Source organism: Micromonospora sp. KLBMP9576 (genome assembly GCF_050941805.1).
Taxonomy (GTDB): Bacteria; Actinomycetota; Actinomycetes; order Mycobacteriales; family Micromonosporaceae; genus Micromonospora.
Genome location: NZ_CP194567.1, coordinates 2,406,800 through 2,430,315, shown reverse-complemented (window position 1 = coordinate 2,430,315; position 23,516 = coordinate 2,406,800). Strand labels below are relative to the sequence as shown.

At 73.8% G+C, this 23,516-nt stretch carries 21 protein-coding genes; 1 reads left to right on the top strand and 20 read right to left on the bottom strand.

Features of this window, described 5'->3' with window-relative positions; translation table 11 throughout:
* Window positions 1–66: 66 nt before the first annotated feature.
* The 18 genes from ACQ452_RS10875 to pyrR form a co-directional block, all read right to left on the bottom strand.
* Window positions 67–1,653, bottom strand: coding sequence for a transcription antitermination factor NusB (locus ACQ452_RS10875; RefSeq protein WP_433392802.1), 1,587 nt, complete (start codon window positions 1,651–1,653; stop codon window positions 67–69).
* Window positions 1,650–2,576, bottom strand: coding sequence for a methionyl-tRNA formyltransferase (fmt, locus tag ACQ452_RS10870; RefSeq protein ID WP_433392800.1), 927 nt, complete (start codon window positions 2,574–2,576; stop codon window positions 1,650–1,652). Before fmt ends, ACQ452_RS10875 begins: the two co-directional genes overlap by 4 nt.
* 4 nt (window positions 2,577–2,580) lie before the next feature.
* On the bottom strand, window positions 2,581–3,141 hold the full coding sequence (gene def / locus ACQ452_RS10865; RefSeq protein WP_433392798.1) for a peptide deformylase: 561 nt from the start codon (window positions 3,139–3,141) through the stop codon (window positions 2,581–2,583).
* 203 nt (window positions 3,142–3,344) lie between these two features.
* Window positions 3,345–4,328, bottom strand: coding sequence for an AAA family ATPase (locus tag ACQ452_RS10860; RefSeq protein ID WP_433392796.1), 984 nt, complete (start codon window positions 4,326–4,328; stop codon window positions 3,345–3,347).
* A gap of 238 nt (window positions 4,329–4,566) precedes the next feature.
* Complete coding sequence (locus tag ACQ452_RS10855; RefSeq protein WP_433392794.1) at window positions 4,567–6,549, bottom strand: primosomal protein N'; 1,983 nt, start codon at window positions 6,547–6,549, stop codon at window positions 4,567–4,569.
* 65 nt (window positions 6,550–6,614) lie between these two features.
* A complete protein-coding gene (metK, locus tag ACQ452_RS10850; protein WP_433392792.1) occupies window positions 6,615–7,808 on the bottom strand; it encodes a methionine adenosyltransferase in 1,194 nt (397 codons plus the stop codon).
* Window positions 7,809–7,894: 86 nt separating this feature from the next.
* Complete coding sequence (gene coaBC, locus ACQ452_RS10845) at window positions 7,895–9,103, bottom strand: bifunctional phosphopantothenoylcysteine decarboxylase/phosphopantothenate--cysteine ligase CoaBC (protein ID WP_433392790.1); 1,209 nt, start codon at window positions 9,101–9,103, stop codon at window positions 7,895–7,897.
* 14 nt (window positions 9,104–9,117) lie between these two features.
* On the bottom strand, window positions 9,118–9,381 hold the full coding sequence (gene rpoZ / locus ACQ452_RS10840) for a DNA-directed RNA polymerase subunit omega (protein WP_007075826.1): 264 nt from the start codon (window positions 9,379–9,381) through the stop codon (window positions 9,118–9,120).
* A gap of 46 nt (window positions 9,382–9,427) precedes the next feature.
* Window positions 9,428–9,961: a guanylate kinase gene (locus ACQ452_RS10835; protein ID WP_433392788.1), complete on the bottom strand. Its 534-nt coding sequence runs from the start codon at window positions 9,959–9,961 to the stop codon at window positions 9,428–9,430.
* Window positions 9,962–9,985: 24 nt separating this feature from the next.
* A complete protein-coding gene (gene mihF, locus ACQ452_RS10830; RefSeq protein WP_007458370.1) occupies window positions 9,986–10,303 on the bottom strand; it encodes an integration host factor, actinobacterial type in 318 nt (105 codons plus the stop codon).
* A gap of 179 nt (window positions 10,304–10,482) precedes the next feature.
* Window positions 10,483–11,319, bottom strand: coding sequence for an orotidine-5'-phosphate decarboxylase (gene pyrF / locus ACQ452_RS10825; protein WP_433392786.1), 837 nt, complete (start codon window positions 11,317–11,319; stop codon window positions 10,483–10,485).
* A 106-nt stretch (window positions 11,320–11,425) separates the two neighbouring features.
* Window positions 11,426–12,700, bottom strand: a complete 1,275-nt coding sequence (locus ACQ452_RS10820) for an adenosylmethionine--8-amino-7-oxononanoate transaminase (RefSeq protein ID WP_433392784.1) — start codon at window positions 12,698–12,700, stop codon at window positions 11,426–11,428.
* Window positions 12,697–13,716: a quinone-dependent dihydroorotate dehydrogenase gene (locus tag ACQ452_RS10815; protein ID WP_433392782.1), complete on the bottom strand. Its 1,020-nt coding sequence runs from the start codon at window positions 13,714–13,716 to the stop codon at window positions 12,697–12,699. Before ACQ452_RS10815 ends, ACQ452_RS10820 begins: the two co-directional genes overlap by 4 nt.
* A 94-nt stretch (window positions 13,717–13,810) precedes the next feature.
* Window positions 13,811–17,218 (bottom strand): carbamoyl-phosphate synthase large subunit, encoded by a 3,408-nt coding sequence (gene carB, locus ACQ452_RS10810; protein ID WP_433392781.1) that lies wholly within the window; start codon window positions 17,216–17,218, stop codon window positions 13,811–13,813.
* The gene (gene carA / locus ACQ452_RS10805; protein WP_433392779.1) at window positions 17,211–18,374 is read right to left on the bottom strand and encodes a glutamine-hydrolyzing carbamoyl-phosphate synthase small subunit; all 1,164 of its coding nucleotides are present in this window, start codon (window positions 18,372–18,374) and stop codon (window positions 17,211–17,213) included. The genes carB and carA overlap by 8 nt, the downstream gene beginning before the upstream one ends.
* A gap of 58 nt (window positions 18,375–18,432) precedes the next feature.
* Entirely contained in the window at window positions 18,433–19,764 is a 1,332-nt protein-coding gene (locus ACQ452_RS10800) for a dihydroorotase (RefSeq protein WP_433392777.1), read from the bottom strand.
* Window positions 19,761–20,687, bottom strand: coding sequence for an aspartate carbamoyltransferase catalytic subunit (locus ACQ452_RS10795; protein ID WP_433392775.1), 927 nt, complete (start codon window positions 20,685–20,687; stop codon window positions 19,761–19,763). The genes ACQ452_RS10800 and ACQ452_RS10795 overlap by 4 nt, the downstream gene beginning before the upstream one ends.
* A 58-nt stretch (window positions 20,688–20,745) precedes the next feature.
* Window positions 20,746–21,327: a bifunctional pyr operon transcriptional regulator/uracil phosphoribosyltransferase PyrR gene (gene pyrR / locus ACQ452_RS10790; protein WP_433392773.1), complete on the bottom strand. Its 582-nt coding sequence runs from the start codon at window positions 21,325–21,327 to the stop codon at window positions 20,746–20,748.
* Between the two features lie 282 nt (window positions 21,328–21,609).
* Here pyrR and bldD point away from each other — a divergent pair, with 282 nt between their 5' ends.
* The gene (gene bldD / locus ACQ452_RS10785; protein ID WP_013285505.1) at window positions 21,610–22,098 is read left to right on the top strand and encodes a transcriptional regulator BldD; all 489 of its coding nucleotides are present in this window, start codon (window positions 21,610–21,612) and stop codon (window positions 22,096–22,098) included.
* A gap of 137 nt (window positions 22,099–22,235) precedes the next feature.
* Here the strand turns inward: bldD and nusB are convergent, their stop codons facing one another.
* Both nusB and efp read right to left on the bottom strand, forming a co-directional pair.
* Window positions 22,236–22,646: a transcription antitermination factor NusB gene (gene nusB / locus ACQ452_RS10780; RefSeq protein WP_433394089.1), complete on the bottom strand. Its 411-nt coding sequence runs from the start codon at window positions 22,644–22,646 to the stop codon at window positions 22,236–22,238.
* A gap of 23 nt (window positions 22,647–22,669) precedes the next feature.
* Window positions 22,670–23,227 carry an elongation factor P gene (gene efp / locus ACQ452_RS10775; RefSeq protein WP_433392771.1) on the bottom strand — a complete coding sequence of 186 codons (558 nt, stop codon included), beginning with the start codon at window positions 23,225–23,227 and terminating at the stop codon, window positions 22,670–22,672.
* Between the last annotated feature and the right edge of the window lie 289 nt (window positions 23,228–23,516).

The following is a 23,516-nucleotide window of genomic DNA, read 5'->3' as shown; positions in this document are numbered from 1 at the left end:
CGAGACGGTTCCGGCCGACGGCGCAGCGGGGCACCGGCCGCAGCGGCGACGCGTGCCGGGAAACGCTCAGGTGCGGCGGAGCATCGCCAGGAACATCGCGTCGGTGCCGTGCCGGTGCGGCCACAACTGCACCGTCGGCCCGTCGCCCAGACCTGGCATCCCCGCCGGCAGCAGCGGCCGGGCGTCGACGAAGTCGACCGGCACACCGGAGCGGCGGGCCGCCTCGGTCACCGTCACGTGCGTCTCCACGGTGTGCGGGGAGCACGTCACGTAGGCGACCAGCCCACCGGGACGGGTCGCGCGCAGCGCCGCGGCCAGCAGCTCGCGCTGCAGCCGGGTCAACGGCGGCAGGTCCGAGGGCTGCCGCCGCCAGCGGGACTCCGGTCGGCGGCGCAGCGACCCGAGCCCGGTGCAGGGCGCGTCGACGAGCACCCGGTCGAAGTGCGCCTCCGGCAGCTCCGGGTCGGCGCCGACGGTCCGGCCGTCGACGTTCAGCACGGTCACCGGCAGGCCCTGGGTGGCCTGGGCCACCAACCGGGCCCGGTGCTCGGAGACCTCCACGGCGGTCAACTGCGCGTCGCGCCCGGCGGCGAGGGCGCCGAGCAGTGCGGACTTGCCGCCCGGCCCGGCACACAGGTCGAGCCAGCGCCCGTCCGGGCCGTCGAGCGGGGCCACCGCCAGGGCGTTGGCCACCAGTTGGGAGCCCTCGTCCTGCACGTGGGCGCGGCCCTGCACGACCGCCGGCAGGTCGCCGGGCGCGCCGCCGGAGAGATAGACCGCGTACGGGGAGAAGGCCCCCGGCGCGCCGCCGACCTCGTCGGCCAGCTCCGGCGCGTCGGCACGCCCCGGCCGGGCGCACAGGTGCACCGGCGGGCGCTCGTTGTTCTCGATGAGCAGCCGGGTGGTCTCGCCCAGATCACCGCCGAGCGCCTCGGCGAAGGACCGCACGATCCACTGCGGATGGCTGTACGTCAGGGCGAGATGCCCGATCGGGTCGCTCTGCGCCGACGGGGCCAGCTTGGCCACCCAGGCGTCGGCGTCCCGGCCGGCGACCTCGCGCAGCACGGCGTTGGCGAAGCCCGTCGCACCGGCGGCCACCGTCCGCACCAGGTCGACGGTCGAGGAGACCGCGGCGTGCGGCGGCACCCGGGTGTGCAGGAGCTGGTACGCCCCGAGCCGCAGCGCGTCGCGTACCGGCGGGTCGATGCGCTGCACGTCGCGCCCGGCGGCGTCGCTGATGATCGCGTCGAGGGTGCCGAGGTGCCGCAGCGTGCCGTAGGTCAGCTCGGTGGCGAAGGCGGCGTCCCGGCCGAAGAGCCCGGCGTCGCGCAGGAGCAACGGGAGCACCAGGTTGCCGTACGCGTCGTCACGGTGCACCGCCGCGATCGCCTCGTAGGCCACCTGGCGGGGCAGGTCCGCCGCGGGGCGGGGAGCCGGACGGCCGTCGCGGCGGTCGCCGCCGCGCGCGCCCCACTGGCCGTCGCGGACCGGGCGGTCGCCACGCTGGCCGCCCGACGGGCGCCCGCCGAACCGGTCACCGCCGGACCGCTCGCCACCCGGCCGCTCAGCGCGCCCGCCGCGCTCGCCGGAGGGCGCACCGCGTCGCTCGGTGGTGGACCGGTCGCCCGAGGGTCGTTCCGAAGGGGCCGTCATGCGAGTTCCTCCCCGGCTGCGATCCGGACGCCGCGCGCCCAGTCGGTCGCCGTCATCGCCCGTTTGCCGGCCGCCCGGACCTCGCCGAGACGCACCGGAGTCGTTGCCGTGCCGACCAGTACCCGGGACTTCTCCACCAGCAGCTCGCCCGGTTTCAGCGTCGGGCCGTCGGGCACCGGGGTCACCGGGCCCAGCTTGACGCGCTCGCCCCGCAACGTCGTCCAGGGGCCGGGGGCCGGGGTGCAGGCCCGGATCCGCCGGTCCACCGCGAAGGCGGGATCGGACCAGCGCACCCGGGCGTCCTCCACGGTCAGCTTCGGCGCCAGCGACACCCCGTCGGCGGGCTGCGGCTCGGCCCGGGCGGTGCCGGCGTCGATCGCGTCGAGGACGGCCACCAGCAGGCCGGCACCGGAGTGCGCGAGCCGCTCCAGCAGGTCGCCGGAGGTGTCGGCCGGCCGGATCTCGTCGGTCAGCGTGCCGTAGACCGGGCCGGTGTCCAGCCCCTGCTCCAGCTGGAACACGCTGGCCCCGGTCAGCTCGTCGCCGTGCAGCACGGCGTGCTGCACGGGCGCGGCGCCGCGCCAGGCCGGCAGCAGCGAGAAGTGCAGGTTGATCCAGCCGTGGCGGGGGATCTCCAGGGCCACCGGCGGCACCAACGCGCCGTAGGCGACCACGGGGACACAGTCGGGGGCCAGCTCGCGCAGCCGGTCCAGGAACTCCGGCTCGCGGGGCCGGGCGGGGGTGAGCACCTCGACGCCGTGCTCGTCGGCCCACGCGCCCACCGGGGAGCGGAGCAGCCCGCGGCCACGACCGGCGGGGGCGTCCGGCCGGGTCACCACGGCGACCAGCTCGTGCCGGGAGGCCGCGACGGCGGCCAGGGCGGGAACGGCCACGGCCGGCGTGCCGGCGAAGATCACACGCACGGGCTCACCGACCCAGACCGAAGGGGCTGCTGGCGGCGTGCGGGTTGAGCTTCACCGTCGGCGGGGTGGCCGGGTCGTACCACTCCGCCTGGCGGATCGCCTTCATCGCCTCCTTGCGCCCGGCCGGGTCCAGCCGGTCGAGGAAGAGCACGCCGTCGAGGTGGTCGGTCTCATGCTGTACGCAGCGCGCCATCAGGCCGGTGCCGACGATCTGCACCGGGTCGCCGTAGCCGTTGAAGCCCCTGGCGATCACGTTCTGCCGGCGCGTGGTGTCGAAGTAGAGGCCGGGGATGGACAGGCAGCCCTCGGGGCCGTCCTGCTCCTCGGCGTCGGGAAACTCCAGCACCGGGTTGACCAGGTGACCGACCACGTCGTCGACGTCGAAGGTGAACACCCGCAGGCCCACCCCGAGCTGCGGCGCGGCGAGGCCGGCACCGTTCTGCTCACGCATCGTGTCGGTCAGGTCGGCGACGAGCTTGCGCAGCTCGACGTCGAAGTCGACCACCGCATCGGCCGGCGTGCGCAGCACCGGGTCCCCGAACAGACGGATGGGCTGGACGGTCACTCGGCATGGCTCCTTCGGCGGGCGGACTGATGCCGTACCAGTCTACGGAGTGCCGTCGGCCGCCCCGGCCGGCGTACCGCGATGCCGGGCGGGCGGTTGGGTGTCGATCGTCACCGGACCGGCCTCGTAGCCGTGCCGGACCAGCGGACGGTGGGTGCCGGCGGCGGGCGGTGGGTGCCGGTCGCCGCTGGTGGGCGGGCGGCTCAGCCGCCGGTGCCCGGCTCCCCGGCCAGGACCGCGCCGCCGCCGAGCAGGGCGTGCTCGGGCAGGGGCAGCTCGATCTTGTGGGCGGCCTCCCAGTCGTGGATCAGGCCGGGTCGGGCCTGGGCGGCGAAGTAGTCCACCGCGCTCATCCCGCCCACCACCGGCTCGTCCACCTCGGCGACGAGCTGGGCCGGCACCAGCCGGAAGCCGCTCTGCAGGGCGGCACTGAGCCGGCGGTGCCCGTCGACGACGAAGAAGTACTCGCCGGTGTAGCCGATACGCAGCGGCTCCAGCGCCTCGTCGCCGCCGGCGGCGACGTCGCCGACGAACCGCGAGTCCCACAGGTCACGCAGGTGGGCGATGTCCTCGGTCGGGTAGACCCGGGCCGGGTCGAGCAGCAGCAGCGGCGGGGCGTCGCGCAGCACGTCGGCGCACAACCGGCCCTCGTACGCATCGATGATGTGCTCGATGACCTCGGCGGCCTGGGCGCTGGTGGTGTCGCAGATCAGGTCGTAGTTGCGCAGCCGGGCCTTGTCCACCCCGTAGCGGACGATGAACCGGCCCCGCTCGCTCTCGCTGCGCTCCCGCAGCTTGGCCTTGGCCTCCTCCATCGAGGCGTAGCTCTCGGCCGGGCCGGAGGGACGGGCAAGCACCCGCCGGGCCGCCTCGCCCGGCTCGGTGATCATGTGCACCTTGAGCGCGTCGGTGAAGAAGTGCCAGGCGAGCCGGGAGTCCATGACCAGCCGCTCGCCGGAGGCGGCGATGTTGCGCTGGAGCTGGTCGACGTAGCCGTCCACGGCCTGGTCCAACTCGGCGTGCAGGTTGAGTTGCAGCGCGGTCATCTGCCGCTCCTGCGCCATCTGGCGGTAGAGATCGCCGACGCTGACCCGGCGCACGCCGAGCCGCTCGGCGATCTCCACGGATACGGTGCTCTTGCCGCTGCCGAGGTCACCATTGAAGACGATCGACTGACGAACGGTCACGACTGGTCCACCCCTGATCACCGGCTGTCTGTCATCATCGATGTCGCGCCGAACCGACGCGCTCCCGCCATCGTCGCGCGATCCGTGCGGCCGGGCATGACGGGCGATGCTACCACCCACCCGGCGACGTTCCGTGGGACACGGTGTGCGACGAGGGGCAGGTCGGCGGCCGGATCGGCGGGCGGAGCCCGCCCGCGCGGGACCGCCGGGGACCGCCGGGGGCCGTCGGCGCAGCCGGTCAGAAGAGTGCCAGCGGGTCGACCTGGAGGCGGACCGGGTCGGCGGCCTTGCGGGCCGTGCGCACCCCGGCCGCCGAGTGCAGCGCACCGGCCAGCGCGGCGGCCCGGGCCCGGGGCACCCGGACCAGCATCCGCTCCCGCTCCCCGTCGGCGGGCACCGGCCCGAGCAGCTCGGCCTCGGCCGGCAGCCGGGCCTCGGCCAGCAGGTCGGCCACCGCGGCCGGTGGACCGGTCACGCTGGCCATCCGCACCGCCGGGGGGAAGCCCAGCTCCCGCCGCTCGGCCAGCTCCCGGGCGGCGAACCAGCCGGCGTCCCAGCGCAGCAGCGCCTGCACGGGGGCGAGGGCGCCGTCGGCGACCACCACCACCCGGCCGCCCGCGGCAGCGGGGCGGGCCAGCGCGGCGGCGGCCAGCCAGCGGCGCAGCGTCTCCTCTCCCGCCCGCAGGTCGGCGCGGGTGAGCAGGGCCCACGAGTCGAGCAGCAGCACCGCGCCGAAGCCGCCCTCGGCGACCGGCTCGGCGCCGGGGGTGGCGATGACCAGGCCGGCGCCGCCCGGGACCCCGGCCAGCACCTCCTCGCGCCCCGAGGTGCGTACCGGCACGTCGGGGAAGGCCCGGCCCAGCTCCTCGGCGGTGCGCCGGGCGCCGGTGACGGAGGCGCGCAGCCGCCGCCCGCCGCACTCCGGGCAGGCGTACGCGGCGGCGATCCGCCCGCACCAGCGGCAGGCGGGGGTGCCCTCGGCCGAGGGCAGCGCGAGCGGCCCGGCGCAGTGCGGGCACCGGGCCGGGGTGCGGCACTCGGCGCAGGCCACCGAGGGCAGGTAGCCGCGGCGGGGCACCTGGACCAGCACCGGCAGGTCGGCCCGCAGCGCTTCCCGGGCGGTGCTCCAGGCCAGGCTGGGCAGCCGGGCGGTGGCCGCCCCCGGGTCCCGGGCCAGCTGCGGGTCGTCGCCGGTGGGCGCGATCGCCGGCATCCGGGCCCGCACGGTCGCCCGGTCGGCCACCATCTCGCGGGCCCACCCGGTCTCCACGAGCAGCTGCGCCTCGGCGGTGCGGGTGTACCCGCCCACCAGCGCGGCGGCGTCGCCGAGCTGGGCGCGGGTGAGCAGCACCTCCCGGGCGTGCGGGTAGGGGGCCCGGGGCTCGGCGTGCAGGTCGTCGCCGTCGTCCCAGATCGCCACCAGGCCGAGGCGGGCGACGGGGGCGAACATCGCGGCCCTGGTGCCGGCCACCACCGCGACGTCGCCCCGGCGGGCGGCGAGAAAGGCCCGGTAGCGCCGGGCGGGGCCGAGCGCGGCGGAGAGGCAGACGTGCCGCCCCGGCCCCAGGGCGGCGTGCAGGGCGGCGTCGAGGCGATCCAGGTCGCGGTTGTCGGCGACGACCACCACCGCGCCCCGGCCGCCGGCCACGGTCGCCGCGACCGCCTCCGCGTAACGGGCGGGCCAGTCCTCCCCCGGCAGCGCCGACCAGACCGCCCGGGGGGCCCGCCCGCCGGCGAGCGCCCGGAGCAGGGCCGGTCCCGCCGGATAGTCCCGCCAGGCCGCCGGGCCGGGAGCGGCCGGCCCGGCGGGGCCGTTGTCGGCGGCGGGGCCGTTGTCGGCGGCGGGGCCGTTGTCGGCGGCGGGGCCGTTGTCGGCGGCGGGGCCCGTCCCGGCCGCGGCGGCGCGGACGTCCTTCTCCACCCGGGCGTGCCGGGGCGGGACGGCGAGGCGCAGCACGTCGGCGAGGCCGCCGGCGTAGCGGTCGGCGACGGCCCGGGCCAGCCGGGCGACCTCCGGGGCGAGCACCGGCTCCGGCGAGACCACCTTCTCCAGGTACGCCAGCCGGCCGGTGTGCCCCGAGTCGTCGGCGCGCTCCAGCAGCCAGCCGTCGACGAGCTGCCCGGCGAAGCGGACCTTCACCCGCACGCCGGGCAGGGCGTCGGCGTCCAGCTCGGCCGGGACGAGATAGTCGAACGGCCGGTCCAGGTGGGCCAGCGGCACGTCGACGCAGACGCGCGCGACCGGCGACCCGTCCGCGGGTCGCCGGTCGCCGCGCCTGGTGCCGGTCAGGCTCCCGCGGCCGACTTGAGGTCGGCGGCCCGGTCGGTGCTCTCCCACGTCAGGTCCGGCAGTTCCCGGCCGAAGTGGCCGTAGGCGGCGGTCTGCCGGTAGATCGGGCGGAGCAGGTTGAGGTCCCGGATGATGGCGGCCGGGCGCAGGTCGAAGACCTCGGCGACGGCCTTCTCGATCGAGGCGACCGGCACGGTCTCGGTGCCGAACGTCTCGACGAAGAGGCTGACCGGGTGGGCCTTGCCGATCGCGTACGCGACCTGCACCTCGCACCGCTCGGCCAGGCCCGCGGCGACCACGTTCTTCGCCACCCACCGCATCGCGTACGCCGCCGAGCGGTCGACCTTCGACGGGTCCTTGCCGGAGAACGCGCCGCCGCCGTGCCGGGCGTAGCCGCCGTAGGTGTCGACGATGATCTTGCGACCGGTCAGGCCGGCGTCGCCCATCGGCCCGCCGATCTCGAACCGGCCGGTCGGGTTGACCAGCAGGCGGTAGCCCTCGGTGTCCAGCCCGAGGCTCTCCAGCTCAGGGGCGATGACGTGCTCGCGCACGTCGGGGGTGAGCAGCGAGTCCAGCGAGATGTCCGCGGCGTGCTGGCTGGAGACGACCACCGTGTTGAGCCGGACCGGGCGCAGCCCGTCGTACTCGATCGTGACCTGGGTCTTGCCGTCGGGGCGCAGGTACGGGATCGTGCCGTCCTTGCGGACCTGGGAGAGCCGCCGGGCCAGCCGGTGCGCCAGCGCGATCGGCAGCGGCATCAGCTCCGGCGTCTCGGAGCAGGCGAAGCCGAACATCATCCCCTGGTCGCCGGCGCCCTGCGCGTCCAGCGCGCTCTCCGACGCCCCGGTACGCAGTTCGAAGGCGTTGTCCACGCCCTGGGCGATGTCCTCGGACTGGGCGCCGATGGAGACGCTGACGCCGCAGGATGCGCCGTCGAAGCCCTTCTTCGACGAGTCGTAGCCGATGTCGAGGATCGTCCGGCGGACGATGGTCGGGATGTCGGCGTACGCCTTGGTGGTCACCTCGCCCGCGATGTGCACCTGGCCGGTGGTGATCATGGTCTCCACGGCGACGCGGCTGCGCGGGTCCTCGGTGAGCAGGGCGTCCAGAATGCCGTCGCTGATCTGGTCGGCGATCTTGTCCGGGTGGCCTTCCGTGACCGATTCGGAAGTGAAGAGGCGGCGTGTCACGGCACTCCTAATGTGTGGAAGTCGTTCCGCGGCAGTGTAGTCATCCGCGTACGGGCCCAACCCTCGGTCGGCCCGGGTTTCAACCGTCAGGAACAGCCGGGCAACCGGGCCACCACGAGATCCCAGACGGCGTCGGCGAGGTCCTCCTTGGACCGTTCGGGCAGCCGGCTGACCGTGCCGTCCGCGCCGATGACCGTCGCCGCGTTGGTGTCGGCGCCGAAGACCCGGTCGACGCCGACCTCGTTGATGACGACCAGGTCCGCCCGCTTACGGGCGAGCTTGGCCCGCCCGTTGGCCTCGGCGTCGCCGGTCTCGGCGGCGAACACCACCAGCACCTGCTCCGGGCGCCGGCCGCGGCCCAGCTCGGCCGCGATGTCCGGGTTGGTGACGAGCTCGATGGTGGGCGCGCTGCCGTCGTCCGACTTCTTGATTTTGCCAGGCGCGTAGGTCGCGGGCCGGAAATCGGCCGGGGCCGCCGCCATCACCACCGCGTCGGCGCCGACGGCGGCCGACAGCGTGGCGTCGCGCAGCTCGCCGGTGGTGCCGACCCGGACCAGGTCCACGCCGGCCGGGTCGGGCAGCGAGACGTTGGCCGAGATCAGGGTGACCCGGGCGCCCCGGGCCACCGCGCAGCGGGCGAAGGCGTAGCCCTGCTTGCCCGAGGAGCGGTTGCCCAGGAAGCGGACCGGGTCGAGGGGTTCGCGGGTGCCGCCCGCGGTCACCACCACGTGCCGCCCCGTCAGGTCGGCGGGGGCCCCGAGGCCCCGCGCGAGGGCCCGGCGGGCGACCGCGAAGATCTCCGCGGGATCGGGCAGCCGGCCCTTGCCGGTGTCCGCCCCGGTGAGGCGGCCGACGGCGGGCTCCACGACCCGCACGCCCCGGGAGCGCAGCGTCGCCACGTTGGCGACGGTGGCCGGGTGCTCCCACATCTCGGTGTGCATGGCCGGGGCCAGCACGACCGGGCAGCGGGCGGTCAGCAGCGTGTTGGTGAGCAGGTCGTCGGCGAGGCCGTGCGCGGCCTTGGCCAGCAGGTCGGCGGTGGCCGGCGCGACCACCACCAGGTCGGCCTGCTGGCCGAGCCGGACGTGTGGCACCTCGTGCACGTCGGCCCACACGTCGTCGGCGACCGGCTGGCCGGAGAGCGCCGCCCAGGTCGGGGCACCGACGAAGCGCAACGCCGACGCGGTCGGCACGACCCGGACCTGGTGGCCCGACTCGGTGAAGAGTCGGAGCAGCTCGCACGCCTTGTAGGCGGCGATGCCGCCGCCGACACCGAGGACGATCCGGGGAGACATCGACGCGTGACGAATTACGGCTGGTCGGTCGGCTCGGCGGTGAGCAGGCCCGCGTTGATCTCGCGCATGGCGATGGAGAGGGGCTTCTCCTGGGGGGTGGTCTCGACCAGCGGGCCGACGTATTCCAGCAGCCCTTCGCCGAGCTGGCTGTAGTAGGCGTTGACCTGGCGCGCGCGCTTGGCGGCGAAGATCACCAGCGCGTACTTCGAGGTCGTCTTCTCGAGGAGCTCGTCGATCGGCGGGTTGGTGATGCCTTCGGGGTTTGCGATGGATCCCACGAATTAACCTCTGCGTCTATCGCACCACACGCGGCGGTGCTGGCGCTCAACCGCGAACCTGCGGTGGCGCCGGAGCCAGGAAAGAAGAACCGGACAAGCCTACCAGTTCGTCGACCACCCGCCCGGTGCGGTCGTGCGGGAGGCGGTGCGCGAAGGCGGCCAGCGTGGCCTGCGCGGGGACGGCCCCCGGCGGGTGCAGCAGCACCAGTCGGGCGTCCGGCAGGGTCGCCCGGACCAGCAGCGCGCCGGCGAGGTCGAGGCCGAGCAGCACCGGCTGGCCGGCGGCGAGCCGGGACCGCAGCGGGTCGAGGGGCGTGCCGCGCCGGTGGGGCCCGGCCCGGCTCCACTCCAGCAGCTCCCCGGCGGCGATCATCCGGTCGAACTCGGCCGGGGCCAGGAAGAGCCGGTCGACGCCGTCCAGCTCGCGTTCCCGGCGTGGCCGGGTGGTGGCCGGCACCGGAACCCAGACGGACGGAGAACGCGCCCGGACACGCTCGACGACACTCTCCGTGCCGGAGCCCGAAGGCCCCGCCAGGACAGTGAGCCGAGCCGCCGGGCGCGCCTCGTCATCCGTGCTCACTGCTTGTTTCTACACGAGCCGGCCTCAGTTGGCGGCGAACTCTCCAAGCAGTGCCTTGCGCTGCTGCTCGCCGAGGCCACGCAGGCGACGGCTGTCGGCGATCTTGAGCTTCTCCATGATCTGGGTGGCCCGGATCTTGCCGATACCCGGCATCGCCTGCAGCACGGCAGAGACCTTGAGCTTGCCGACGACATCGTCGGACTCGGCACGCTCGAGGACGGCTCCGAGGGTGGTCTTGCCCTGCTTGAGCTGCTCCTTCAGCTCAGCACGGGCCTTGCGGATCTCCGCGGCCTTCTCCAGCGCGGCAGCACGCTGTTCGGGGGTCAGTGACGGGAGCGGCACCAGTTCTCCTCAGTGTCCCTATCGCGGCGGGCGGGTCGCACCGCCGCATCTGTGAAACGTGGTGTCGCTGTGAACCAAGGGGTCCGTGGTTCCCAGCGCGGGGAAAACTAGCGGTCGCCGACGCATTCGGCAACGTGGGCGCGCGACGATCTTCGCAAAGTGACCGAGCCGTCAGTCAGTCAGCTTGCGGCCAGGACCGCCCGGCAGTCCGCCAGCACGCGCTCCGTCGCGGCGCGCAACGCCTCCGGGTCCGGGCCCGCGCCCAGCACCTCGCGGGAGTACGAGGGGAGCACGGCGGGCAGGGCGGAGCCGAAGACGATGCGAAGGTCCGCCGCCGTGGCGCCCTGCGCCCCGAGGCCCGGGGCGAGCAGCGGGCCGTTCACCGCGGACAGATCGTGACCGGTGTCACCGATGGTCGCGCCGACCACCAGACCGATGCTGCCGAGTGGCTGCGCACCCGCGTTGAGCTGGGAAATCTCGTCAATCACGGTCTGCGCCACGGTGCGTCCGTCGGCGGTGCGGGCGCGCTGCACGGTGGCGCCCTCCGGATTGGAGGTGAGCGCCAGCACGAAGACCCCACCGCCGTGCTCGGCGGCCAGCTCGAACATCGGCGCGAGCGCGCCGACGCCGAGGTACGGGCTCGCGGTCAGGGCGTCCACATGGATCGGGCTGGATGGGTCGAGGTACGCCGAGGCGTACGCGGCGGCGGTCGAGCCGATGTCGCCGCGCTTGACGTCGAGGAGAACGAGCGCGCCGGCCTCGCGTAACTGTCGGATAGTTGACTCAAGGATCGCCGCACCCTTCGCCCCGAACCGCTCGAAGAAGGCGGACTGGGGCTTGACCACCGCGACCCGGTCACCGAGGGCCTCCGCGACCGTCCGGGCGAACCGGTCCAGCCCCCGGACGTCGTCGTCGAGCCCCCAGCGGGCCAGCAGCCCCGGGTGCGGGTCGATGCCGACGCAGAGCGGTCCCCGCTCGGTCACGGCCCGGTGCAGGCGGGCGCCGAAGCTGTCCATCCGGTTCTCTCCCTCTCTCGACGCCCGGGGCGTCCGCCGCCGGGCGCGCTGCCGAGGCGGGCGGCGCGCGCCGCCCGCGTACTCCCGCCCACCCCTGACCGGCGGGTCAGCCGGCCCGCACCGCGGCGGCGACCCCGGCGGCGATACGCGCCACGTCGGCGTCCCCGGTCACGTACGGCGGCATGGTGTAGACCAGGTCGCGAAACGGCCGCAGCCAGACGCCCTCGGCCACCGCGGCGGCGGTGGCGGCGGGCAGGTCCACCTCGTGGTCGAGCTGGACCACGCCGATCGCGCCCAGCACCCGCACGTCGGTCACCCCCGGCGCGGCGCGCAGCGGCTCCAGGCCGGCCCGCAGGCCCGCCTGCACCCGCGCCACCCGCCCCGCCCAGTCCCCGGCCCGCAGCAGGTCGAGGGAGGCGTTGGCGACCGCACACGCCAGCGGGTTGCCCATGAACGTCGGGCCGTGCGCCAGCACCCCGCCGGCGGAGATGCCCCGGGCCACCCGCGCCGTGCAGAGGGTGGCGGCCAGCGTCAGGTACCCGCCGGTGAGCGCCTTGCCCACGCACATCACGTCCGGCGCCACCCCGGCGTGCCCGGCGGCGAACATGGCGCCCGTGCGGCCGAAGCCCGTGGCGATCTCGTCGAAGATCAGCAGCACCCCGTGCGCCCGGGTCACCTCGCGCAGCACCCGCAGGTAGTGCGGGTGGTGAAAGCGCATCCCGCCGGCGCCCTGGACCACCGGCTCCACGATGACCGCCGCCAACTCGTGGGCGTGCCGCTCGACCGCCTCGACCAGGGCCGCCTCGTAGGCCGGATCGGGCGCGGTGTCGAAACCGCCGGGCGGCACCGGGGCGAAGACCTGCCGGGGCAGCACGTCGCCCCAGAGGTGGTGCATGCCGCCCTCCGGGTCGCAGACGCTCATCGGGTGGAACGTGTCGCCGTGGTAGCCGCCCCGCCAGGTGCCCAGCCGGCGGCGCTGCGGCCGGCCGGCGGCCCGCTGGTACTGCAGGCACATCTTGATCGCGACCTCGACGCCGACCGAGCCGGAGTCGGCCAGGAAGACGTGCTCCAGCCCGTCCGGGGCCAGCTCGACCAGGGTGGCGGCCAGGCGTACCGCGGGCTCGTGCGTGAGCCCGCCGAACATCACGTGGCTCATCCGGCCGAGCTGCTCGGTCACCGCCGCGTCGAGCACCGGGTGCCGGTAGCCGTGGATCGCCGCCCACCACGACGACATGCCGTCGACCAGCTCCCGACCGTCGGCCAACCGCAGCCGTACGCCCTCAGCGCCGTCCACCACGTAGGGCGGGGTCGCGGGCGGCAGGGCCGCGTACGGGTGCCAGACGTGCGCCCGGTCGGCGGCGAGGATCTCCTCGGGCGTCACGCCCCGCTCCCCGCGGCGCGGGCGGTGGCGCGGACCAGGGCCGGACCGTGGTAGATGAAGCCCGTGTAGAGCTGGACCAGGGCGGCGCCGGCGTCGAACATCCGGGCCGCGGCGTCCGGGTCCACGATGCCCCCGACGCCGATCACCGGCAGCCGGCCGCCCGCCTCCCGGTGCACGAAGGCGACCACCTCGCGGGCCCGGTCGGCGAGCGGGCGACCGGAGAGTCCGCCGGTCTGCGCGCCGCGCGCCCGGTCGGCCGGGGCCAGGCCGTCGCGGGCCAGCGTGGTGTTGGTGGCGATCACCCCGGCGGCGCCCCGGGCCAGGCAGACCTCCAGCAGCTCGGCGATCGCCGGCTCGGTGAGATCCGGGGCGATCTTCACCAGCACCGGCTTCTCCCCCACCAGCGCCGCCAGGATGGCGTCCAGGTGCGCCCGGTCCTGCAGGGAGCGCAGACCCGGGGTGTTCGGCGAGGAGACGTTGACCGCGAAGTAGTCGCCGTGCTCGCGCAGCGCCCGGTACGAGGCGAGGTAGTCCGCCACCGCCTCGTCCAGCGGGGTCACCTTGGACTTGCCCAGCGAGATGCCCAGCGGCACCCCGATCGGGCGGGGCAGCGCCGCGAGCCGGGCCGCGAGGGCCCCGGCGCCGGCGTTGTTGAAGCCCATCCGGTTCACCACGGCCTCGCTGTCGGGCAGCCGGAACAGCCGGGGCCGGGGGTTGCCCGGCTGCGGGTGCGCGGTGACCGTGCCGACCTCGACGAAGCCGAAGCCCAGCGCCGGCCAGGCCGGTAGCGCCACGCCGTCCTTGTCCATCCCGGCGGCCAGGCCGACCGGGTTGGGGAACTCGACGCCGAACACGGTGCGCGGCGCGCGGACGGCGTAGCGGGCCCGCAGCACGGCCAGGGCCGCCGGCCGCCCGGACAGCGCCGCCATCCGCCGCAGCGTCCACTCGTGCGCCGCCTCGGCGTCCCCGCCCCCGATCCGGAACAGCCCCGCCCGGACGACCCCCTCGAAGATCACGCCCGCCCCTCCCGCTCTCGTCGATCATGAAGTTGTCGCCCGCCGGATCGGCGTGTCGCGACAACAACTTCATGATCGACCCGGCTGGGGCCGGTCACTCGGCGGCCCGCAGGGCGGCGTGCAGCTCCTGCAGCGGGCGGACCTGCATGTCGCCCCGCATCCGCGCCTCGATGCCCATCACCGCCGCCGCCGCGCCCGGCACCGTGGTGACGCAGGGGATGTCCGCCGTGACGGCGGCGCTGCGGATCTCGTAGCCGTCGGAGCGGGCGCTGGCGCCCGAGCCCTGCGGAGTGTTGATCACCAACGCCACGTCGCCGCCGGCGATCAGCGACACCGCGTCCTCGCCCCCGCCGGACTCGTAGTGCTTACGGATCTGCTCGCAGGCGATGCCGTGCCGGAGCAGCACCTCCGCCGTGCCGGTGGTGGCGACGATCTCGAACCCGAGGTCCGCCAGGCGCTTGATCGGGAAGATCATGCCGCGCTTGTCCCGGTTGGCGACCGAGACGAAGATCTTCCCGCTGGTCGGCAGCGAACCGTACGCCGCCGACTGCGACTTGGCGAAGGCGTGCCCGAAGGAGGTGTCGATGCCCATCACCTCGCCGGTGGACTTCATCTCCGGGCCCAGCAGCGAATCAACGCCCTTGCCCGTGGGGGTGCGGAACCGCTTGAACGGCAGCACCGCCTCCTTGACCGCGATCGGGGCGCCCGCCGGCAGCGAGCCGCCGTCCCCGGTGGCCGGGAGCAGCCCCTCCGCGCGCAACTCCGCGATGGTGGCGCCCATCGCGATGCGGGCCGCCGCCTTCGCCAACGGCACCGCCGTGGCCTTCGAGACGAACGGCACCGTCCGGGACGCGCGGGGGTTCGCCTCCAGCACGTAGAGCATGTCGTCCTTCAGCGCGTACTGCACGTTGAGCAGGCCGCGTACGCCGACGCCCCGGGCGATCGCCTCGGTGTAGCGACGCACCTGCGCCACGTGCGAACCGGCCAGGGTGATCGGCGGCAACGCACACGACGAGTCGCCGGAGTGGATGCCGGCCTCCTCGATGTGCTCCATCACCCCGCCGAGGTAGACCTCGCCGTCGGCGTCGCAGAGCGCGTCCACGTCGATCTCGATGGCGTCGTCGAGGAACCGGTCCACCAGCACCGGGTGATCCGGGGAGATCTCGGTGGCCCGACCGATGTAGTCACGCAGCGTGGCATCGTCGTAGACGATCTCCATGCCCCGCCCGCCCAGCACGTACGACGGCCGGACCAGCACCGGGTAGCCGATCTCCTCGGCGATCGCCTTCGCGTCCTCGTACGAGGTGGCCATCCCGTGCGCCGGGGCGCGCAGCCCCGCCCGGGTCAGCACCGCCCCGAACGCGCCCCGCTCCTCGGCCAGGTGGATCGACTCCGGGGACGTGCCGACCACCGGCACGCCCGCGTCCTTCAACCGCTGCGCCAGGCCCAGCGGGGTCTGCCCGCCGAGCTGGACGATCACCCCGACCACGCCCGGCCCGCCGGCCGCCCGGCCCGAGGAGTCCTCGGCGTGCCAGACCTCCAGCACGTCCTCGAAGGTGAGCGGCTCGAAATAGAGCCGGTCGGCGGTGTCGTAGTCGGTGGAGACGGTCTCCGGATTGCAGTTGACCATGACGGTCTCGTAGCCGGCGTCGACACCGGCGGCACCGCCCACCGGCGCGGCACGCAACGCCATCACCGCGTGCACGCAGGAGTAGTCGAACTCGATGCCCTGGCCGATCCGGTTCGGCCCCGAGCCCAGGATCAGCACCTTCGGCCGGGCGGACGGCACGACCTCGCTCTCCTGGTCGTACGTCGAGTAGTGGTACGGCGTGCTCGCCTCGAACTCGGCGGCGCAGGTGTCCACCGTCTTGTAGACCGGGCGCACCCGCAGGCGGTGCCGCAACGTCCGTACGCCGTCCTCGCCGGCCAGCTCCGGGCGCAGCGCGGCCAGCTGCCGGTCCGACAGTCCGGCCCGCTTGGCCCGGCGCAACAGCTCCGCGTCGAGCACCGGGGCGTCCATGATCTCCGCGCGCAACTCGACCAGGGCGGCGATCTGGTCCAGGAACCAGGGGTCGATCCCACCGGACGCCGTGGTGACCTCGGCGATGGACGCGCCGAGGCGCAGCGCCCGCTCGACGGTGTAGAGGCGGCCGTCGTGCGGCGTGCCCAGCGCGGCGAGGGTGGCCTCCTTCGTCACGTCGGCCGGGTCGACACCGGTCGCGGCGGCGACGGCCGCGTCCGGCAGCGTCCAGAAGCCGGCCGCCTTCGTCTCCATCGAACGCATCGCCTTGTTCAGCGCCTCGCCGAAGTTACGGCCCAGGCTCATCGCCTCACCGACGGACTTCATCGTGGTCGTCAGCTCCGCGTCGGCGCCCGGGAACTTCTCGAACGCGAACCGGGGGATCTTCACCACCACGTAGTCCAGGGTCGGCTCGAAGGCCGCCGGGGTCTTCAGGGTGATGTCGTTGGGGATCTCGTCGAGGGTGTAACCGATGGCCAGCTTCGCGGCGATCTTCGCGATCGGGAAACCGGTCGCCTTGGACGCCAACGCCGACGACCGGGACACCCGCGGGTTCATCTCGATCACCACGATCCGCCCGTCGGCCGGGTTGACCGCGAACTGGATGTTGCAGCCGCCCGTGTCCACGCCGACCTCGCGCAGCACCGCGATGCCCAGGTCCCGCAGCCGCTGGTATTCGCGGTCGGTGAGCGTCATGGCCGGGGCGACCGTGACGCTGTCACCGGTGTGCACGCCCATCGGGTCGATGTTCTCGATCGAGCAGACCACCACCACGTTGTCGTTGCGGTCGCGCATCAGCTCGAGTTCGTACTCCTTCCAGCCGAGCACGCTCTCCTCAATGAGGACCTCGTGCACCGGGCTGGCCGACAGGCCGTCGCCCGCGATGCGGGCCAGGTCCGCCGGGGTGTGTGCCATGCCGGAGCCGAGGCCGCCCATGGTGAACGACGGCCGGATCACCACCGGCAGGCCCAGCTCGGCGGCCGTCTGCTCGACCTCCGCCATCGAGTGGCAGACCCGCGAGCGGGGCACCAGGCCCGCCGGGTCGTCGACCCCCAGGCGTACGCCGGCCTTGGCGACGATGTCCTTGAACAGCTGCCGGTCCTCGCCGCGGTTGATCGCCTCGATGTTGGCGCCGATCAGCTCCACGCCGTACTTCTCCAGCACGCCGGCCTCGTGCAGCGCGACGGCGGTGTTCAGCGCCGTCTGCCCGCCGAGGGTGGCCAGGATCGCGTCAGGACGCTCCTTGGCGATCACCAGCTCGACGAACTCCGGGGTGATCGGCTCCACGTACGTGGCGTCGGCGAACTCGGGATCCGTCATGATCGTCGCCGGGTTCGAGTTGACCAGGCTGACCCGGATCCCCTCGCTGCGCAGGACCTGGCAGGCCTGGGTGCCGGAGTAGTCGAACTCGCACGCCTGCCCGATCACGATCGGCCCCGAGCCGATCACCAGGATGTGCGTGAGATCGGTCCGTCTAGGCATGTGTGCGCCCCTCGCTCTGGGTCCGGCCCTCGATCAGCTCGGCGAAACGGTCGAAGAGGTAGTCCGCGTCGTGCGGGCCGGCCGCCGCCTCCGGGTGGTACTGGACGGTGAAGGCGGGCACGTCGCGCGCCCGCAGCCCCTCGACCACGTTGTCATTGAGGCAGACGTGACTGACCTGCACGCCACCGAACTCGGTCTCGATCACCGCATCGGGTACGACCGCGCCGTGGCCCGCGCCCGGAACCTCGACCGCGAAGCCGTGGTTGTGGCTGGTCACCTCGACCTTGCCGGTCACCCGGTCGAGCACCGGCTGGTTGATGCCCCGGTGGCCGTAGCCCAGCTTGTACGTGCCGAAGCCCAGCGCCCGCCCGAGGATCTGGCTGCCGAAGCAGATGCCGAACAGCGGGACCTCGCGGCGCAGCACCTCCCGGGCCAGGGCCACCGGAGCGTCGGCGGTGGCCGGGTCGCCCGGGCCCGGCGAGAGGAAGACCGCGTCCGCGCCGGTGGCAAGCAGGTCGTCGACGGTGGAGCCGGCCGGCAGCACGTGGGTGGTGACCCCGCGGGCGGCGAGCCGGCGCGGGACGTTGCGCTTGATACCCAGGTCCAGCGCGGCGACCGTGAACCGGTGCTCGCCGACGGCCCGCACCACGTACGGCTTGGTGGTGCTGACCTCGGCCGACAGGTCCGCCCCGACCATCTCCGGCACCTGGCGCACCCGGGCCAGCAGCGCCCGGGGGTCGACCTCGACGCTGGAGATGCCGACCCGCATCGCGCCGCGCTCACGCAGGTGCCGGGTCAGCGCCCGGGTGTCGACGCCGCTGATGCCGACCACGCCCTCGGCGGACAGCCGGTCCTCCAGCCCACCGGTGGCCCGCCAGTTCGAGCTGACCCGGGCCGGATCGCGGACCACGTATCCGGCGACCCAGAACCGGTCCGACTCGTCGTCGGCGTCGTTGACGCCGGTGTTGCCGATGTGCGGGGCGGTCTGCACCACCACCTGACGGTGGTAGGAGGGGTCGGTCAGCGTCTCCTGGTAACCGGTCATCCCGGTGTTGAAGACGGCCTCGCCGAAGGTCTCCCCGACGCTGCCGTACGCCTCCCCGTGGAAGGTGCGCCCGTCCTCGAGTACGAGGATCGCGGGTCTGCGCTTGCTCATGCTGTGTTCCCTTCGATCCGGACTGCGGGGCTCCGCTGCGCTGCGTTCCTCGCTCGGATCACTTGAGGGCCTTTCCGTCCAGGACCGTCGGCTCGCCACGCAGGAAGGTCGCCACGATGCGACCCGGCAGCGTCATGCGGGCGTACGGGGTGTTGCGGCTACGGCTGGCCAGCTCCGCGGGCTCGATGGTGCGGCGGACCGCCGGGTCGACCAGGGTCAGGTTGGCCGGCACGCCGGGCGCGGGGTCGAGCCCGTGCCCCGCCAGCCCGGCGATCCGCGCCGGAGCGCGCGACATCCGCTCGGCGATCAGGTCCCACCGCGGGCCGAGCACGTCGAGGGCGATCGACAGCGCCGTCTCCAGGCCGAGCATGCCCGGCCGGGCGTACGCCCACTCGCACTCCTTGTCCTCCACGGCGTGCGGGGCGTGGTCGGTGGCCACGATGTCGATGACGCCCTCGACCAGGGCGGCCCGCAGCGCGGCGACGTCGGTCGCGGTACGCAACGGCGGGTTGACCTTGTAGACCGGGTCGTACGCTCCGGCTGGGCTCCAGTTGTTCGCGAGTGCGGGGCTCGCAAGCTCACTCCTCCCGCTCACGACCTCGTCGGTGAGCAGCAGGTGGTGCGGGGTGACCTCGGCGGTGACCCGGACGCCCCGGGCCTTGGCCTGGCGCAGCACCTCTACGCTGCCGGCGGTGGAGACGTGGCACACGTGCAGGCGGCTGCCGACGTGCTCGGCCAGCAGCACGTCCCGGGCGATGATCGCCTCCTCGGCGACCGCCGGCCAGCCGGTCAGGCCGAGGCGGGTCGAGACCTCGCCCTCGTGCATCTGCGCGCCCTCGGTGAGCCGGGGCTCCTCGGCGTGCTGGGCGATGATCCCGTCGAACGCCTTCACGTACTCCAGTGCCCGGCGCATCAGCATCGGGTCGGCGACGCAGTGCCCGTCGTCGGAGAAGATCCGCACCCGGGCCGCCGAGTCGGCCATCGCGCCCAGCTCCGCGAGGCGCTCACCGGCCAGGCCGACGGTGACCGCCCCGATCGGCTGCACGTCCACCAGGCCGGCCTCCCGGCCGAGGCGCCAGACCTGCTCGACCACCCCGGCGGTGTCGGCCACCGGCGAGGTGTTCGCCATCGCGCAGACCGCCGTGTAGCCGCCGAGCGCCGCCGCCCGGGACCCCGACTCGACGGTCTCGGCGTCCTCGCGGCCCGGCTCGCGCAGGTGGGTGTGCAGGTCGACCAGGCCGGGCAGGGCGACCAGGCCGGTGCCGTCGACGACTGTCGCGTCCGGCGCGTCCAGCCCGGCGCCGACGGCCGCGACGACGCCGTCGCGGATCAGCACGTCGGTCGGTGCCGCGCCGACGACGCTGACGTTGGAGATCAGGTACGAGCTCACCGGTTGTTCCCCCCGAGCAGCAGGTAGAGGACGGCCATCCGCACGGAGACCCCGTTGGTGACCTGTTCGACGATCGTGGAGCGGGGCGAGTCGGCGACCTCGGGCGTGATCTCCATCCCCCGGTTCATCGGGCCGGGGTGCATGACGATCGCGTGCCCGGGCAGCCGGCGCATCCGCGGGCCGTCCAGGCCGTAGCGGCGGGCGTACTCGCGGGCCGAGGGGAAGTAGGAGTCGTTCATCCGCTCCCGCTGCACCCGCAGCATCATCACCACGTCCGATTCCGGCAGCACCGCGTCGAGGTCGTACGAGACGCCTGTGCCGGGCGCGAGCGCCTGCCCGATGTGCACGGGGATCAGCGTCGGCGGCCCGACCAGGGTCACCTTCGCGCCGAGCGTGGAGAGCAGCAGGACGTTCGAGCGGGCCACCCGGCTGTGCAGGACGTCCCCGACCACCGCGACCGACAGGCCGGCCAGCCGCCCCAGCCGGGAACGCATCGTGTACGCGTCGAGCAGCGCCTGGGTCGGGTGCTCGTGGGTGCCGTCGCCGGCGTTGACCACCGAACCGTCGACCCAGTCGGCGAGCCGGTGCGGGGCGCCGGAGGCGGGGTGCCGGACGACCACCGCGTCGGCTCCCATGGCCTGCAGGGTCAGTGCGGTGTCCTTGAGACTCTCGCCCTTGGTCACGCTGGAGCCCTTGGCCGAAAAGTTGATCACGTCGGCGCTGAGCCGCTTCGCCGCCGCCTCGAAGGAGATCCGGGTGCGGGTGGAGTCCTCGTAGAAGAGGTTGACCACGGTACGCCCGCGCAACGCGGGCAGTTTCTTGATCTCCCGGCCGGCGACGGTGGCCATCTCGGCGGCCGTGTCCAGGATCTCGGTGGCGGTGGCGGCGTCCAGGTCGCCGCCGGAGAGCAGGTGCCTGATCATGGGTGCTGTCGCCTCCCGTTCGCGACCGCGGGGCTCCGCCGGGCTGCGCTCCTCGCGCTCACCGGCTCGCCCCGTACAGCTTGACCTCGTCGGTGCCGTCGGTCTCCGCGAGGGTGACCTTCACGCTCTCCGTGAGGGAGGTCGGGATGTTCTTGCCGACGTAGTCGGCGCGGATCGGCAGCTCGCGGTGGCCCCGGTCGACCAGGACGGCGAGCTGGACGGACGCCGGCCGCCCGACGTCGTTGAGCGCGTCGAGCGCGGCCCGCACCGTGCGGCCGGAGAAGAGCACGTCGTCGACGAGGACGACCCGCCTGCCGTCGATGCCGCCGGGCGGCACCTGGGTCGGCCCGACCGCGCGGGTGGCGTGCCGGCGCAGATCGTCGCGGTAGAGTGTGATGTCGAGCACGCCGACCGGGACGGTCACGTCCTCGAAGGTGCTGATCCGCGCCGCGAGCCGCGCCGCGAGCGGGGCGCCCCGGGTCGGGATGCCGAGCAGCACCGTGTTCTCGGCGCCCTGGGTCTTCTCCAGGATCTGGTGGGCGATGCGGTCGACCACGCGCTGGACGTCGGCGCTGGCGAGGATCACCTTCACCGAGGGTTGTCGCGACGGCGGTGACGAGGCAGCCGGTGGGTAGGCCACGGCGGACCTCCTTCCCCGCCTCACTGGACGGGTCGTTAAAGGACGTCGGATGCCGGCAGCGGGCCGCGAACGGCCCGGACCGGGGCTTCCGCAACGTTACCAGTGGTCACGGCATCGGCCACCGCCGGCCACTGACCCCCTGGTCAGCTCCACGAAATGCGGACAACTCCCCCGATGATCCAACGGTAAGGTCACGACCACTTGACCAGTTGTGCCAATCCCCGTACCGTCACGCTCCGTAGCGATCGCTGGGAGAACCCCGAGCAACACTGGGAGTGTTTAATGCCCTCTGAATACGCAAAGTCTCTGGGCGCCCGCCTGCGCTCCATCCGCCAGCAGCAGGGCCTGTCCCTGCAGGGCGTGGAGGAGAAGTCGAACGGGCGGTGGAAGGCGGTGGTGGTCGGCTCCTACGAGCGCGGGGACCGCGCCGTCACGGTGTCGCGCCTGGCCGAGCTGGCCGACTTCTACCGCGTTCCCGTCTCGGAGCTGCTGCCCGACGGCAGTGGGGTTCGCCACGAGCCGACCAGCAAGATCGTCCTCGACCTGGAGCGGCTGTACGACGAGGCCTCCGAGGACCTGGCCTACGTCGCGCGGTACGCGCGTGCCATCCAGCAGCAGCGCGGCGACTACAACGGTCGGGTGCTCTCCATCCGCGCCGACGACCTGCGCGCGCTCGCGATCGTCTACGACGCCTCGCCGTCCGGCCTGATCGAGCGGCTCACCGAGCACGGGGTGCTGGTCGCCGACCCGCGGGCGTTCTTCGCCAGCTGACCGCGACGCGTAAGGGCCCGTGCCGGATCCCCGGCACGGGCCCTTACGCGTACCACGTGACACGTTCCTCGCCCGCCGGCTGCGACGCGCGCCGCCGCGCCCGCCGTCACGCCCTGCTGTGACCTGGGCCGCGCCCGTCAGCGGCTGGCGTACTCGGCGATGCGGCCGAGAATGCCGTTGAGGAAGCGCGGTGAGTCGTCGGTGGACATCTGCCGGGCCAGTTCCACGGCCTCGCTGATGGCCACCGCGTCGTCGATCTCGTCGATGTAGAGCAGCTCGTAGACCGCGATCCGGGCGAGATTGCGGTCTACCGCCGGCATCCGGTCCAGCGTCCACCCCTCGGCGTAGCTGGCGATCACCTCGTCGATCCGGTCGAGATGCGCGGCGACACCCTCGACGAGACTGACCGCGTAGTCCAGGTGCTCGGGCCGAGGCTTCTCGATCCGTTCGATGTAGCCGGCGAGCACCTCGACCGGCGGTCGGTTGCGCAGGTCAGCCTCGAAGAGCACGTCCAGCGCCCGCTTGCGCGCCTTGCGGCGCGCCGGCATCTGCTGTTTGGGGCCCTCAGCCATCAGGCGCGGCCGAGGTAACGGCCGTCGCGGGTGTCGACCTTGATCTTTTCGCCGGTGGTGATGAAGAGCGGCACCTGCACGGTCGCGTCGGTCTCGACGGTGGCCGGCTTGTTGCCGCCGGTGGACCGGTCGCCCTGCAGGCCCGGCTCGGTGTAGGTGACTTCCAGCACGACGCTGGTCGGCAGCTCGATGTAGAGCGGCACATCCTCGTGGGTGGCCACGGTCGCCTCGGCCTCCGGCAGCAGGTAGTTCGCCGCGTCGCCGACGGTGGCTGCCGGCACGGTGATCTGGTCGAACGTCTCCAGATCCATGAAGACGTAGTCCTCACCGTCGGCGTAGAGGTATTGCATGGTGCGCTTGTCCACGGTCGCGGTCTCGACCTTGGTGCCCGCGTTGAAGGTCTTGTCGACCACCTTGCCGGACAGCACGTTCTTCAGGGTGGTGCGCACGAACGCACCGCCCTTACCGGGCTTGACGTGCTGGAACTCCACGACGGCCCACAGCTCGCCGTCGAGGTTGAGTACCAGGCCGTTCTTCAGGTCGTTGGTGGTGGCCATTTCCTGCCTTGATCATCAATTGGCGGACAGACCTGGCAAGTCTACTCGTTGCGTCGAATGCCGCTGCCCGCGCTGCCCGCCGCCGTCCCCGCCGCCCCGCCGCCGCACCCCGCGCACCCCCGCCGCACCGCGCACCCCCGCTGGCGCCGCGCCCCCTGGCCGAACGGCCCGCCGCAGCGCCGCCGGGCGCCTGGCGGCGCTGCGGCGAATGCCGACGGAACCGCGCCGGAAGGGGCACCGGGCGCCGGCGGCCAACGCGTCACTCTTCGTGTCCGGCGCGGCTCCTCCA

Coding starts and splice junctions, on each gene's coding strand:
- ACQ452_RS10875 (WP_433392802.1), bottom strand. CDS start 1,653: ATGACGGCCCCTTCGGAACGACCCTCGGGCGACCGGTCCACCACCGAG.
- coaBC (WP_433392790.1), bottom strand. CDS start 9,103: ATGTCTCCCCGGATCGTCCTCGGTGTCGGCGGCGGCATCGCCGCCTAC.
- pyrF (WP_433392786.1), bottom strand. CDS start 11,319: ATGGACAGCTTCGGCGCCCGCCTGCACCGGGCCGTGACCGAGCGGGGA.
- carB (WP_433392781.1), bottom strand. CDS start 17,218: ATGCCTAGACGGACCGATCTCACGCACATCCTGGTGATCGGCTCGGGG.
- carA (WP_433392779.1), bottom strand. CDS start 18,374: ATGAGCAAGCGCAGACCCGCGATCCTCGTACTCGAGGACGGGCGCACC.
- ACQ452_RS10795 (WP_433392775.1), bottom strand. CDS start 20,687: ATGATCAGGCACCTGCTCTCCGGCGGCGACCTGGACGCCGCCACCGCC.
- bldD (WP_013285505.1), top strand. CDS start 21,610: ATGCCCTCTGAATACGCAAAGTCTCTGGGCGCCCGCCTGCGCTCCATC.
- nusB (WP_433394089.1), bottom strand. CDS start 22,646: ATGCCGGCGCGCCGCAAGGCGCGCAAGCGGGCGCTGGACGTGCTCTTC.
- efp (WP_433392771.1), bottom strand. CDS start 23,227: ATGGCCACCACCAACGACCTGAAGAACGGCCTGGTACTCAACCTCGAC.